This is a genomic window from Branchiibius sp. NY16-3462-2 (assembly GCF_001594145.1).
GTDB lineage: Bacteria > Actinomycetota > Actinomycetes > Actinomycetales > Dermatophilaceae > Branchiibius.
Genome location: NZ_LVCF01000025.1, coordinates 102,554 through 115,344, shown reverse-complemented (window position 1 = coordinate 115,344; position 12,791 = coordinate 102,554). Strand labels below are relative to the sequence as shown.

The window sequence follows — 12,791 nt, the reverse complement described above, 5'->3', positions numbered from 1 at the left end:
GGTCCGGGGATGGGGGTCGGCCCGGGGGAGAAGACCAAAGACTTCAAGGGCTCCGCCGTCCGGCTGTTCAAACTTCTTGCGCCGCACCGCACTTCGTTGATCGCAATCCTGTTGCTGTCGATCGGCTCTGTCGCGCTGAGCGTCGTGGGACCCCGCATCCTCGGCCTCGCGGTGGACCGCATCTTCAGCGGCGCGATCAGCAAGGCCGTACACGTGCCGCCCGGCACCACCCAGCAGCAGGTGGTCGACGGCCTGCGCGCCCGAGGCGACAACACTTTCGCCGACATGATCGCCAAGATGGAGCACTTCGTCCCCGGTGCGGGGATCGACTTCGGCGCCGTCGGCCGGATCCTGCTGATCGTGCTGTGCCTCTATCTGCTGGCCGGTCTGATGCAGTTCATCCAGGCGCGCCTGCTGAACTACGCGGTGCAGCAGACGATGAACCGGCTGCGCAAGGACGTCGAGGACAAGATCAACGTCCTGCCGTTGAAGTACCTCGACTCCAGGCCGCGCGGGGAGTTGCTCTCCCGGGTCACGAATGACATCGACAACATCGGCCAGTCGATGCAGCAGACCCTCAGCCAGTTGCTGGTCAACGTGCTGACCGTCATCGGCGTGATCATCATGATGTTCACGATCTCGTGGTGGCTGACTCTCATTGCCCTGCTGGTGGTTCCGGTGATCCTGGTCCTGACCGGGCAGATCATGAAGCGCTCGCAGAAGCTCTTCGTCGCCCAGTGGGCCACGACCGGCGCGCTCAACGCCCGGATCGAGGAGACCTTCACCGCGCACGAACTGGTCAAGGTGTTCGGCCGCGGGCCGGAGGTCGAGGCCGCGTTCAAGACCACCAACGACAAGCTCGCCGACGTCAGCTGGCGGGCCCAGTTCATCAGCGGGCTGATGATGCCGATCATGATGTTCGTCGGCAACCTGCAGTACGTCGCGGTCTGCGTTCTCGGCGGTCTGCAGGTGGCCGCCGGCGCGATGACGCTGGGCAACGTCACGGCCTTCGTGCAGTACACCCGCCAACTGACCCAGCCACTCACCCAGTTGGCGTCGATGGTCAACCTGATGCAGTCCGGGGTCGCCAGCGCCGAGCGGGTCTTCGAGGTGCTGGACGCCCCCGACGAGCCCGCCGATGCGCAGGGCCACCTGCCCGCCGTGCGCGGCAAGGTCGCCTTCGAGGACGTGACCTTCGGGTACGACGCGGGCAAGCCCCTGATCCGGAACCTGAACCTGACCGTGCAGCCGGGTGAGACCGTTGCCATCGTGGGCCCGACCGGCGCCGGCAAGACGACCCTCGTCAACCTGGTGATGCGCTTCTACGACATCGACAGCGGTCGGATCACGCTGGACGACGTCGACATCGCGTCCGTGCCCCGGGCTGCGCTGCGGTCGCGGATCGCCATGGTGTTGCAGGACACCTGGCTGTTCGGCGGGACCATCCGGGAGAACATCGCCTACGGCCGTCTCGACGCCACGGAGGACGAGATCATGGCGGCGGCGCGGGCGACCTTCGTGGACCGTTTCGTGCGATCACTGCCGAACGGCTACGACACCGTGATCGATGACGAAGCCGCGAACCTGTCGGTGGGTGAGCGTCAGCTGATCACCATCGCACGCGCATTCCTCGCGGATCCGGCGTTGCTGATCCTGGATGAGGCAACCAGCTCGGTGGACACCCGTACCGAGGTGATGCTGCAGGACGCCATGGCCGCACTGCGCTCGGATCGCACGAGTTTCGTGATCGCACACCGGCTCTCGACGATCCGCGACGCTGACACCATTCTGGTCATGGAGGACGGGAACATCGTCGAGCAGGGGGACCACGAGTCGCTGCTGGCGGCCGGCGGCGCCTACTACAACCTCTATATGGCGCAGTTCGAAGGCGCCGCCGTCGCCGACGAGGACGAGTCCGTCACCGTCTGATCGTTCCTTGCACGGTTCTCCACAGGCTGCGGTGCTGTGCTCTGCGCGGCCGCCGCTACCTTGCCTAGCGTTCCCCCATGGACGATGCCGAGATCATTCGCGACGTGGCGCGCGCCGTCGCCACCATGGCGCAGGAGTTACGTGCCGAGAGCACCAGAGTGGCGCAGCGGGCCATGGTTCGATGGTCGGGTTCGGCTGCGGCGCAATACCATTCGCAGATTCACGACCGAGCAGTCGACTATCGTCAACTGTCCGGGGACCTGGACCGGTTGCACGACGCACTGCTGTCCCACGCCCGCCACGTCGAGGACCACGAGCGCGCCCTGAGCAACCTGTTGCAGGTCAGCAACCCGGTCGAGCTGCTGGTGCCGGGGATCTCGTGGTGAGCGCGCGCATCCGTGAGTCGGATCTGACCTGGTGGGACGCGCTGACCCGGATAGGTGCGGATCGGCGTACGTTCCTGGTGGCCACTGCCCACACCGGATCCGCCACGGAGGTCCTCCTGGCCGGTGGTCGCGAACGCGATTACGACTCAGTGCGATTCACCCTTCCGCCCGGCAGCGGTCTTCCCGAGCAGATCCCGTCGGCCCTGATCGCCAGCGGACCGGCCTGGTCGCTGGTGACCGAGTTGATCGATCTGCAACTGGCGGTCGAGGGCGACGCCGACCTGCGGTTCACCGACTGCCTGCCCGCGGCGACGCACGGACCGGTCGGCGCGGCAGAGGCGTTGCTGGTCGCCGAAGCGATCCGGACCGGTGACCCCGCGCAGGTCGACGCCGCTCTGGGAGTTGCGGGTTGGGAACGCGTCCCGGAGTGGCTGCGGGACTTCGCCTTCGGCGCGAGTGGGCAACTCACGGTGACCGTGCTGCGCTCGGGGCAGGTCGGCGCGGCCGGGATCGGGACCGCGCAGCAGTTGCAGCTCGAGGGGTTGCCGGGTGCAGCGGTGTCGATCCTCAACGCCATCGCACTGCGCTCCGGGTGGGGGCTGCTGTCCCCCGCCGGTCATGGCGAGCTGACGTTCGAGCCGGTCGGTGCGCTGTCGCTGCAAGCCATGTTGAACGCCATCTGCGATCCCCTTTTCAGGAAGGAAGCGGCGTGAGCGAGGTGGACACCCACCACCGGTTCGCCGGGATCCCGGGGGAGCCGCGACAGGCGCCACCGGTCAGCGCTGGGTTCTGCACCAGCGCCGGCGGTTCGCAGTCGGTCGCCGCTGATACGGCCGGTCTGCGGACGGCCGCGGACCTACTCGACCGCAGCGGTGATGTCGCCCGGGACACGTGGGGCGGTCTGACCGCGGCCATGCTGCGGATGCCCGCGGCGGGGACGATCATGTCGCCGGGTTCCGCAGCCGACATCGCCTGCCAGGTGGCGGCCCTGACGATGGGGCCGACCGGCCTCGGCGCGCTGGTCCTGCGCACCGAGGCCCTGGCCCGCTTGGTGCGGATCGCCGCCGATCTCTACGACGCGAACGAGGTGTTGGCCCGGCAACTCATGCTGCGCCTGCAAGAGGCTCTGTTGCCGGTGAAGCTTCCCTACGAACTGGCCGGCACGGCGATCAACTTCGGTGCCCGTCATCTCGGTAGTGACCACGACGTCATCCCCGGCACGGAGGGTCTGACCGGTGACCTGACGTTATTGCTGCACACCACGCTCAACCCTGCTGGCCTGGAGGTGCTGTCGACGGAGCAACAACTGGCCGCCATGGTGTGGGCGGGGGAGCTGTTCGGGTTGTTCCAGGACTCGACACCGTTGACCGTCAACCAGATCTCGTCGCGTACGCCGAACGGTGCCGGTCCGAAGGATCTTGGTGGTCTGGTCGATGACATCAACGTGGCCGGCCGGTCACCGAGCGACCGCGAGCGCATCCTGGTGCGGCACATCCAGCAACCCGACGGCACCGGCGCGTGGGTCGTCGCCATCCCCGGAACTGCCCAGTGGTCGCCCGTCTCACAGTCCAACCCCGCCGACGTGACCGGGGACCTGCGGTTGATGGCCGGGATGTCCTCCTCGCTCAAACCTGCTGTCCAACAGGCACTTTCAGCAGCGCAACGGCAGGCGGGAGTGAAGCCGGGAAGTGAGCCGGTGCTGCTCACCGGGCACAGCGAGGGCGGGATCGTTGCCGCCAGCATCGGCCGCGACCCGCAGCTGGCCAAGGAGATGAACGTCCGTGAGGTGGTCACGTTCGCTTCCCCGGTGACCGGAATGGATCTTCCGGCGCAGGTGAACGGGTTGGACATCGGCATCAGAGGGGACGTGGTGCACCACGGGGACAACCAGGACACGGCCAACCGGATCAACCGGGCGCAGATCAGTTGCGACGCCCCGACCGACGCCGCGAACAACTTTGCCACCCACGACTCCCACGGCTACGCCACACGGGCGCACGAGTTGCTGGGCCACGACACCGAGGTGATCGCTGCCCGCGACTTCTACCAGCGCGCGGACGGGGTCTTCCTCGGGGGCACCGCCACGACGTACACCTTCGAACTGCAGCGACCGGGCCCGGCGCCGGCGCCACCCAAGCCGCCGCCACCCAAGCCGGCCCAACCCCAGCTGTGGAACCCGCCCCCGGTGCTTCCCCCGCGCTGACGCGATCGGGTTGGGCGTGAGTCCTACTGGGCGGCGCTGGCTCCGGCGGCGACGGGCTCGTCGACCTGCCCGCGGCGTACGGCGGCCAGCAGCATGTTGGCCACGTCGACGACCTCGACCTCCGGGCGGGCGTCGCCGTTGGCCTGCTCGGAGGTCAACCCGTCGGTGATCATCACGCGACAGAACGGGCAGCCGATGGCGATCCGGTCGGCGCCGGTGGCGACGGCCTCCTTGGTGCGGTTGAGGTTGATCCGCGAGCCGAGCTTCTCCTCCATCCACATGCGGGCGCCGCCGGCGCCGCAGCAGAACGACTTCTCACCGGCGCGCTCCATCTCGCGCAACTCGACGCCCGGTAGGGAGCCGATGAGTTCGCGCGGCGGGGCGTAGACACCGTTGTGCCGACCCAGATAGCACGGGTCGTGGTAGGTAACGCTCGGTGCGGTGGACGCCGCTCCGGACACGTCAGCCTGCTCCGGTCGCGCGACCGGCACGAGCCGCTTGTCGCGCACCAGGCGGTTCAGCAGTTGCGTGTGGTGCACGACTTCGTAATTGCCGCCCAGCTGGGGGTATTCGTTCTTCAGCGTGTTGAAGCAGTGCGGGCAGGTGACGACGATCTTGGTCGCGCCGGCCTCGTTGAGCGTCTCGACGTTCTGGCTGGCCAGGGCCTGGAAGAGCATCTCGTTGCCCGCGCGACGGGCCGAGTCACCGGTGCAGGACTCCCCGTCGCCGAGTACGGCGAAGTTGACCCCGGCGGTGTCCAACAGCTCCGCGACGGCGCGGGTGGTCTTCTTGGCCCGGTCCTCGTACGCCCCGGCGCAGCCGACCCAGAACAGGTAGTCGACCTCGGAGAGGTTCTCCACGTCCTGACCGAAGACCTTGACCTCGAACGGCAGTCCCTTGGCCCAGTCCAGGCGGGCCCGCGGGGACATGCCCCACGGGTTGCCCTTGCCCTCGAGGTTCTTGAACAGGCCGCCCAGCTCGCTGGGGAAGGCCGACTCGATCAGGGTCTGGTAGCGGCGCATGTCGACGATGTGATCGACGTGCTCGATGTCCACCGGGCACTGCTCCACACAGGCGCCACACGTCGTACACGACCAGAGCACGTCCTGGTCGATGACGGCGTCCGGGCCGTGCGGGTTGTAGGCGGTCAGCGGATTGAGCACGTCATAGCCGGTCTCGCCGATCAGTGGCAGTTCGGCCAGCGCGGTCGTCGCTTCCGGCAGGCTCGCGCGAGCGTCCTCGGCGGCCTTGAGGTAGGGCGCCTTGGCGTGGGCGTGCTCGCGCAGCGTCATGATCAGCAACTTCGGCGACAGCGGCTTCTCGGTGTTCCAGGCCGGGCACTGGCTCTGGCAGCGGCCGCACTCGGTGCAGGTCGAGAAGTCCAGTAGACCCTTCCAGGTGAACTCCTCGAGTTTGCCCACCCCCAAGGTGGCGTCCTCGTCGAGATCCTCCAGGGCCTCCATGGTCACGACCTGGCCATCGACCTTCATCGGCTGGAGCGCGCCCAGCGAGGTCCGGCCCTTCGGGTGCCGCTTGAACCAGATGTTGAAGAAGGCCAGGAAGCGGTGCCAGGCCACACCCATCGTCACGTTGCTGGCGATCACGATCAGCCACACCATCGCGGTGACGATCTTGATGAGCGAGATCACGACGATCAGTTGCTTGAGGCTCTCGGTGGAGAGGTTGGCGAAGAAGTGGCCGTACCAAGCGGTCAGCGGGTAGTGCAGCAGGTCGGCGGCGCTGTCGCCCTCATGGGACTCCAGGGCGTACTCCAGCCCCCGCAACGTCAGCACGCACAGGATCTCGACCAGGATCACGATCTCGACGAAGTAGGCCTGCCAGAACGTCGAGCCGAAGAACCGCGAGTAGCGCCCGTCCTTGCCCGGTGCTCGCGCGGGGTGGCGCTTCACGCGGTTCAGGATCAGCAGCGAGATACCGATCAGCCCGAACCAGCCCAGCAGGTCCACGATCCAGCCCCACAGGAAGAAGTGGCCGATGATCGGCAGCACGAAATCGGGCTTGAAGATCTGGAAGTAGGACTGCAACACCGCCAGGGACAAGACGATGAAGGAAATCATCGTGACCCAGTGCGCGGCTGCGACCACCGGCAACCGGGACATCCGGGTGTGTCCGAGGAACTCGCGTAACAGGGTCTGGGTGCGCGCGGCCGGGTGATCCGAACGCGAGTCCGGCTTGCCGACGCGGAAGGTAGCGATCATCTCCAGGACCGTCCGCGTGACCAAAACAACGGCGACCGCGGTCAGGCCCAGGGCGATGACGGCTGCCACGATCTGCAGTGCTGACATAGGGGCTAGTCTAAACACCCGCTACCCGCCGGTAACTTCCGTCTGAGGGGTAGCCGTTCCTGCCGGGAGGCGCGAACGGACCGCCCGATGTGCGGGATTGGTTTGCGCGATGGATAACACAGTGTTGGAATGTCTATAACCAACCCGCGCGGACAACCGTGTGCGCCGCGCCTCAGCCCAGAAGGACCTGCGATGCCGATTCTCGACGACGTCACCCAGGCCATCGGCAACACGCCGCTGGTCCGGATCAACCGCCTCATTGACTCCGACGCGATCGTGGCGGCGAAGTTGGAGTACAGCAACCCCGGGGCCTCGGTGAAGGACCGCATCGGTGCGGCGATCATCAAGGCGGCCGAGGACAGCGGTGAACTCAAGCCGGGCGGCACCATCGTGGAAGCGACCTCCGGCAACACCGGTATCGCGCTGGCCATGGTCGGCGCGGCCAAGGGCTACAAGGTGGTTCTGGCGATGCCGGAGACGATGAGCAAGGAGCGCCGCGCACTGCTGCGGGCCTTCGGCGCCGAGCTGGTGCTGACGCCGGGCTCGGAGGGTATGAAGGGCGCCGTCAACAAGGCGGACGAGATCGTGAAGGAGCGGGGCGCCGTACTCGCCCGGCAGTTCGCCAACGCCGCCAACCCCGAGATCCACCGCCAGACCACGGCCGAGGAGATCTGGAAGGACACCGACGGTGAGGTCGACATCGTCGTGGCCGGTATCGGCACCGGCGGCACCATCACCGGTGTCGGCGAGGTCCTGAAGTCCCGCAAGCCGTCCGTGCAGATCATCGCCGTCGAGCCGGAGGAGTCCCCGATCCTCAACGGCGGCCAGCCCGGCCCGCACAAGATCCAGGGCATCGGCGCCAACTTCGTGCCGGAGATCCTGAACACCGACATCTACGACGAGGTCATCGACGTCAACGCGCAGACCTCGGTCGAGTGGGCCCGCAAGGCCGCCACGGAAGAGGGTCTGCTGGTCGGACTGTCCTCCGGTGCCGCGCTCGCGGCCGCCAACCAGGTGGCCACCCGCCCGGAGAACGCCGGCAAGACGATCGTCGTGATCATCCCCTCCTTCGGTGAGCGCTACCTGTCGACAATCCTCTTCGAGGGTCTGGTCGACTGATCTTCGTGGCCTTCTCCTTCCTGAACCGCACCACGCAGCCCGCACCTCGCGGGCTGCGCGGGCGGCTCACTGCTGTCCGGTCCACCGTGGTGGAGGACATCGATGCCGCGATCGTGCGGGACCCGGCGTCCGGATCCCGGCTCGAAACCGCGCTGACCTCGCCTGGCCTGCAGGCCATTTGGGTCCATCGGGTTGCACATTCCATGTGGCAGCGTGGTGGCCGGTGGCGACTGCCCGCGCGCCTGACCGCCCAGACCGCTCGCTCGCTGACGGGGGTCGAGATCCATCCCGGCGCCACGATCGGGCGCCGGTTCTTCATCGACCACGGCATGGGGGTTGTGATCGGGGAGACCGCTGAGGTCGGCGACGACGTGATGATCTATCACGGTGTGACGCTGGGCGGCCGCTCGATGGAGCGGGTCAAGCGGCACCCCACGGTGGGCGACGGGGTGACCATCGGGGCGGGTGCTCGCGTGCTCGGACCGATCTGGATCGGGGACGAGGCCCAGATCGGGGCCAACGCGGTGGTGGTGCGCGACGTACCTCCCGCTGCGGTGGCCACCGGTATCCCGGCAACGGTGCGGTTCCCCACCAAGAACGACCTGGACCCGTACGCCGATCCAGCGGTTTACATCTGAGCCCCACCCCCGAGGATCTGGGAGCTATCCAGGTTGTGGGAGGACAGCCCAGCTCCAATCGGCTCCCGAATGCTGGATCCCTCCTGAATCCGCGCCCGAAAACGGTTCGCTCCCCGGCGACCCCGGCTTCTAGCCTGCAAGGGTGATCTCGCTCTCGCGCCTGACTGCGGCTGTGGCTGAGCGGCTGACCCTGGTCGGACCGCTGATCCCGGTGGACCGCAGTGGGGCGTGGTCGCGGGCCTACACCACCCACGCAACGATCGAGGGCGTCGCGACTCCTGTGGTGGTGCGGGTCGGCTCCCATCTGGACGATTTCGCCAAGGACGCGCTCGCCAGTGGCTGGCAGCGACCGGGGCTGCCCGTGCCGCCGGCGTACGCGATCCTGCCCGTCGACGACCAGTTCGCGATGGTGACCGGGCGCCGGTACGGCCTGTTCCTGGAGGACCTCGACGCTGCGGCCTGGGGGCGGGCGCTACCACTCGTCTTCGACGCGATCGACGCGCTGCGACAGATCCCGCTGGAGGTCACGGTGCCGACGATGGTCGACGCTGCCGGGCTGGTGCTGCCCTTCGATCCTGACATCGTGGGCGACGCCAAACCGTGGCGCGAGTGGCTCACCGACCTGCAGGATGATCCGAGGGGCCGTGGCGGTGGTTGGGCGCCGCGCTTGGCCGCGTCGCCGACTGGTGATCGTTCGTTCCACGCCGGGTTGGAGTTCCTCGGTGAGCTGATGGACGGTGTCGAGCCGCCGCGCAGCTTCGTGCACTCCGACCTGCTGCACGGCAACGTCCTTGTGTCGCAGCATGGTTCGCAGCTCCACGGGGTCTTCGACTGGGGTTGCCTGTTCGCAGGTGACTACCTGTACGACATTGCGTGGCTGGACTTCTGGTCACCCTGGCATCCCGCTCTGGCCACACACGACGTACGGGCTCGGGCGACGGAACGGTTCGCGGCCACGGATCCGCTTGCCGACCTGTTCGATCTGCGGCTGCGGGCGTGCGCCGTGCACATCGGGTTGTGTCACCTCGCCTACTTCGCGTTCGTTGACAACCCGGATCAGATCGCGGCCGCTGATCGACGGCTGGCGCAGTACGACGGGCGCGCTGGCGCTTGAGAAAGTGTCGAAGCGCCCCACCGGATGGCGGTGGGGCGCTTCAGGGTGTGACGGGTTCAGCCCTTGGCGGCAGCCTTCAGCTTGCTGCCGGCGGTGATCTTGGCGGCGTGGGAGGCCGGGATCTGGATCTCGGCGCCGGTCTGCGGGTTGCGACCGGTGCGCGCGGAACGCTCGACGCGCTCGATGGTCAGCAGACCCGGCAGCTGGATCTTCTCGCCGCGGCCGATGGCCTCGAGGATCACGTCGTTGAGGCCGGCGATCACGGCAGTAGCGTCCTTGACGGTGACGCCAGTGCGCTGAGCGATCGTGCTCGCGAGGTCAGTGCGGTTCATGGATGGTCCTGTCTCTTATCCGGTGCGCCCGGGGTCGGGCACCTGACGACGGGCCACAGGGTCGCGACTCTGCGGTCCTGACGACAGTCCACCATATATCGGCGGAATTTCGCGGATTTCGGGCGGTAGCGGCCTGATCAGTGGGGGCCGTCGGCGGCGCCGACCACCTCATGCGGTGCGTCCTCGCCGGGCGCGTCGTACGACGATCCGTCCGCGACCGTGCCCCGCACCAAGGGTGTCTCGTCAGCCAGGTCGCCGTGCAGCACCGAACCTCGCGGCTTGGTGCTCGTTGCAGCCGAAAACCCCGCTGCCAGAGCGGATTTCGCTGCATCGGCTGCTCCCCGAGCAGCGGCCTGGCCGGCGGCGGCCGCGACCTCCGGGCCCTTCTGCTTGATCTGGTCGGTGGCTTTGCCGACCTGCTGCTGCACGGTGTCGCTACGCCACGCCCGCCCGGCAGATGCCTTGATCTGCTCGTAACGCTCGCGTCCGGCCCGTGCTCCGAGCACATATCCGATGGCGGCTCCGGTGAGCAAGGTCAGCTTCTTCATAGCTCCAGTATCGCCGATGAGTTGCTGCCCGAACCCCCGTAGGATGGCCGGGCTGCCGTCTAGCGGCGGCATGGAGGGCTCGCATAGTGGCCTAGTGCGGCGGTCTTGAAAACCGCTATGGGTTTACGCCCATCGTGGGTTCGAATCCCACGCCCTCCGCCGAGCCGGGCCGACCCCGGCGGGGCCCGCGGTGTACTTCAACACTTTCCGACATTCCCACCGCTGCTTACGAGACGCTTCGTACCATTAGTGATGGCCCTCGCAGCGAAGCGCGGCCGCCGCGTCACATTGCACAGTGGACGCACCCGAGCGAGGTAGAGGACAGGTAGAGGAGTCGTCATGGGTTTTCTGGAAGAGGCCAAGGAAAAGGCCGAGCAGCTGCTGAAGGCGGGCCAGGAGAAGTTCTCCGAGGCCTACGACGCCACGGAGGAGTTCGCCGACGAGAAGACCGGCGGTAAGTTCTCCGAGGTGACCGACAAGGTCGGCGACTTCGTCGATGACGCCAAGGACAAGATCGGCGAGTTGGTCGCAGAGGGCAAGGAGAAGCTGGGCGACGCGACTGACAAGGTCGGCGATATCGTTGACGACAAGTCGGGGGACAGCCTCGCCGACAAGGTCGACGACGCCCAGGACGCTGCGCAGGACAAGCTCTCCGACTGACGCTCGACCGTCTGACAATAGGGGTGGGTCATGAGCACAGCACCGGCCAGTAGCAGCGGGCGCAACTACATCAACGCGCGCACCATCACCGCAGCGATCATCGTGATATTGGCGTTGATCTTCATCTTCTCCAACACAACGACCGCTACGTTGCACTTCTTGGGTCTGCATTGGGGGATGCCTGGCTGGGTGTGGTTCCTCGTGCTGTTCGCCGGTGGTGTCGTTGCCGGTTCCCTCTGGCCCTGGCTGACCGTGAAGCAACGATTCGGCGGGAGATAGCCGGCCCGCCGGCGGATAACACCGGAGGTGGCAACGATGCCCCTGCTGAGCGATACCGAGATCGCCGACGTCTACCGCGATCTGCACCAGCATCCGGAGTTGTCCTTCCAGGAGACCCGCACGGCCGCGATCGCCGCTGATCACCTGGCGCGCGCCGGCTTCGAGGTCACTACCGGCGTCGGTGGAACGGGGGTTGTCGGCGTCCTGCGCCGCGGCGCCGGGGCCACCGTGCTGTTGCGGGCCGATATGGACGCGCTACCGGTCAAGGAGGAGACCGGTCTGCCGTATGCGAGCACTCAGTCCGCCACGGCCAGCGACGGCGGCACGGTGCCGGTCATGCACGCCTGCGGACACGACGTACACACCGCCTGCTTGATCGGGGCGGTCCACGCGCTCGCCGCGGACGACAGCTGGAGCGGCACGGTGGTCGCCGTCTTCCAGCCAGCGGAGGAGGTCGGCGCCGGCGCGGATGCCATGCTCGAGGCGGGTCTGTTCGAGATCGCACCCGTCCCCGACGTCGTGCTGGGTCAGCACGTGGCCCCGGCGCCCGCCGGTTTCCTCGGGGTGCAGGACGGGGCATCATTCGCCGCGTGCGACGCCATCCTGATCACGTTGTACGGCGCGGGCGGGCACGGATCCCGACCGGAGACGACCATCGATCCGGTGCTGATGGCCGCGTCGCTGACCGTCCGTCTGCAGGGCATCGTGGCCCGTGAGGTGGCCGGTACCGAGATGGCCGTGGTGTCCGTGGCAGCACTGAACTCCGGCGGCCCGGCGTTCAATGTCATCCCCGACACCGCCGAGTTGCGGCTGACCGTGCGAACGTACGACGTGGCGGTGCGTGACCGTGTTGTCGCGGCCATCGAACGGGTCACCCGCGCGGAAGCGGCGGCCAGCGGGGCGACCCAGGAGCCGACGATCGAGCTGGTCGAGTCCTTCCCGGCGGTCGTCAACGACGCCGCGGCGGCTGCCCAGGTACGTGCCGCCTTCGCCAACGACCTGCCGCAGGTGATCCAGGCGCCACCCGGCCCGGTCACCGGCAGTGAGGACGTCAGCGTCCTCGCGCTGGCCGCGAATGCGCCACTGGCCTTCTGGATCCTTGGCGGAGCCGACCCGGAGCTGTTCACCGGCGCCACATCCATCGAGGACCTCCGCAAGATGGTCGGCGACCTGCCCTCCAACCATTCTCCGCTCTTCGCGCCGGTCGTCACCCCGACGCTGCAGATCGGTGTCGCCGCGCTGCAGTCGGCCGCGAAGGCGTGGTTGTCGACCTGAAT

Annotated in this window: 13 protein-coding genes and 1 tRNA gene; 11 read left to right on the top strand and 3 right to left on the bottom strand. The window is 67.5% G+C overall.

The annotated features are described in order from the left end of the window. The first annotated feature begins 9 nt into the window (after positions 1 to 9). From AZH51_RS06550 to AZH51_RS06535, 4 genes are all read left to right on the top strand, one after another. Entirely contained in the window at positions 10 to 1,929 is a 1,920-nt protein-coding gene (locus AZH51_RS06550; RefSeq protein ID WP_291523011.1) for an ABC transporter ATP-binding protein, read from the top strand. 77 nt (positions 1,930 to 2,006) lie between these two features. After that, the gene (locus AZH51_RS06545) at positions 2,007 to 2,315 is read left to right on the top strand and encodes a hypothetical protein (RefSeq protein WP_291522518.1); all 309 of its coding nucleotides are present in this window, start codon (positions 2,007 to 2,009) and stop codon (positions 2,313 to 2,315) included. Further along, on the top strand, positions 2,312 to 3,028 hold the full coding sequence (locus AZH51_RS06540) for a hypothetical protein (protein ID WP_291522517.1): 717 nt from the start codon (positions 2,312 to 2,314) through the stop codon (positions 3,026 to 3,028). Before AZH51_RS06545 ends, AZH51_RS06540 begins: the two co-directional genes overlap by 4 nt. Next, the gene (locus tag AZH51_RS06535; protein ID WP_291522516.1) at positions 3,025 to 4,518 is read left to right on the top strand and encodes a hypothetical protein; all 1,494 of its coding nucleotides are present in this window, start codon (positions 3,025 to 3,027) and stop codon (positions 4,516 to 4,518) included. The genes AZH51_RS06540 and AZH51_RS06535 overlap by 4 nt, the downstream gene beginning before the upstream one ends. A 23-nt stretch (positions 4,519 to 4,541) precedes the next feature. Here the strand turns inward: AZH51_RS06535 and AZH51_RS06530 are convergent, their stop codons facing one another. Then, on the bottom strand, positions 4,542 to 6,824 hold the full coding sequence (locus tag AZH51_RS06530; RefSeq protein ID WP_291522515.1) for a (Fe-S)-binding protein: 2,283 nt from the start codon (positions 6,822 to 6,824) through the stop codon (positions 4,542 to 4,544). A 192-nt stretch (positions 6,825 to 7,016) separates the two neighbouring features. Between AZH51_RS06530 and cysK the strand changes: the two genes are divergently transcribed. The 3 genes from cysK to AZH51_RS06515 all read left to right on the top strand — a co-directional run bounded on the left by cysK (position 7,017) and on the right by AZH51_RS06515 (position 9,695). Next, positions 7,017 to 7,943, top strand: coding sequence for a cysteine synthase A (gene cysK, locus AZH51_RS06525; protein ID WP_291522514.1), 927 nt, complete (start codon positions 7,017 to 7,019; stop codon positions 7,941 to 7,943). Between the two features lie 53 nt (positions 7,944 to 7,996). Further along, positions 7,997 to 8,581 carry a serine O-acetyltransferase EpsC gene (epsC, locus tag AZH51_RS06520; RefSeq protein WP_291523009.1) on the top strand — a complete coding sequence of 195 codons (585 nt, stop codon included), beginning with the start codon at positions 7,997 to 7,999 and terminating at the stop codon, positions 8,579 to 8,581. A gap of 142 nt (positions 8,582 to 8,723) precedes the next feature. Further along, a complete protein-coding gene (locus AZH51_RS06515; protein ID WP_291522513.1) occupies positions 8,724 to 9,695 on the top strand; it encodes a phosphotransferase in 972 nt (323 codons plus the stop codon). 56 nt (positions 9,696 to 9,751) lie between these two features. Here AZH51_RS06515 and AZH51_RS06510 read toward each other — a convergent pair whose 3' ends face one another. Further along, positions 9,752 to 10,027: an HU family DNA-binding protein gene (locus AZH51_RS06510; RefSeq protein WP_109687920.1), complete on the bottom strand. Its 276-nt coding sequence runs from the start codon at positions 10,025 to 10,027 to the stop codon at positions 9,752 to 9,754. A gap of 137 nt (positions 10,028 to 10,164) precedes the next feature. Then, positions 10,165 to 10,575, bottom strand: coding sequence for a hypothetical protein (locus AZH51_RS06505; protein WP_291522512.1), 411 nt, complete (start codon positions 10,573 to 10,575; stop codon positions 10,165 to 10,167). A gap of 72 nt (positions 10,576 to 10,647) precedes the next feature. Here AZH51_RS06505 and AZH51_RS06500 point away from each other — a divergent pair. From AZH51_RS06500 to AZH51_RS06485, 4 genes are all read left to right on the top strand, one after another. Beyond that, a tRNA-Ser gene (locus tag AZH51_RS06500) sits at positions 10,648 to 10,734 on the top strand. A gap of 180 nt (positions 10,735 to 10,914) precedes the next feature. Next, positions 10,915 to 11,235 (top strand): antitoxin, encoded by a 321-nt coding sequence (locus AZH51_RS06495; RefSeq protein ID WP_291522511.1) that lies wholly within the window; start codon positions 10,915 to 10,917, stop codon positions 11,233 to 11,235. A 30-nt stretch (positions 11,236 to 11,265) separates the two neighbouring features. Then, complete coding sequence (locus tag AZH51_RS06490; protein ID WP_291522510.1) at positions 11,266 to 11,514, top strand: hypothetical protein; 249 nt, start codon at positions 11,266 to 11,268, stop codon at positions 11,512 to 11,514. 36 nt (positions 11,515 to 11,550) lie between these two features. After that, positions 11,551 to 12,789 carry an amidohydrolase gene (locus AZH51_RS06485; protein WP_291522509.1) on the top strand — a complete coding sequence of 413 codons (1,239 nt, stop codon included), beginning with the start codon at positions 11,551 to 11,553 and terminating at the stop codon, positions 12,787 to 12,789. Positions 12,790 to 12,791 lie beyond the last annotated feature (2 nt).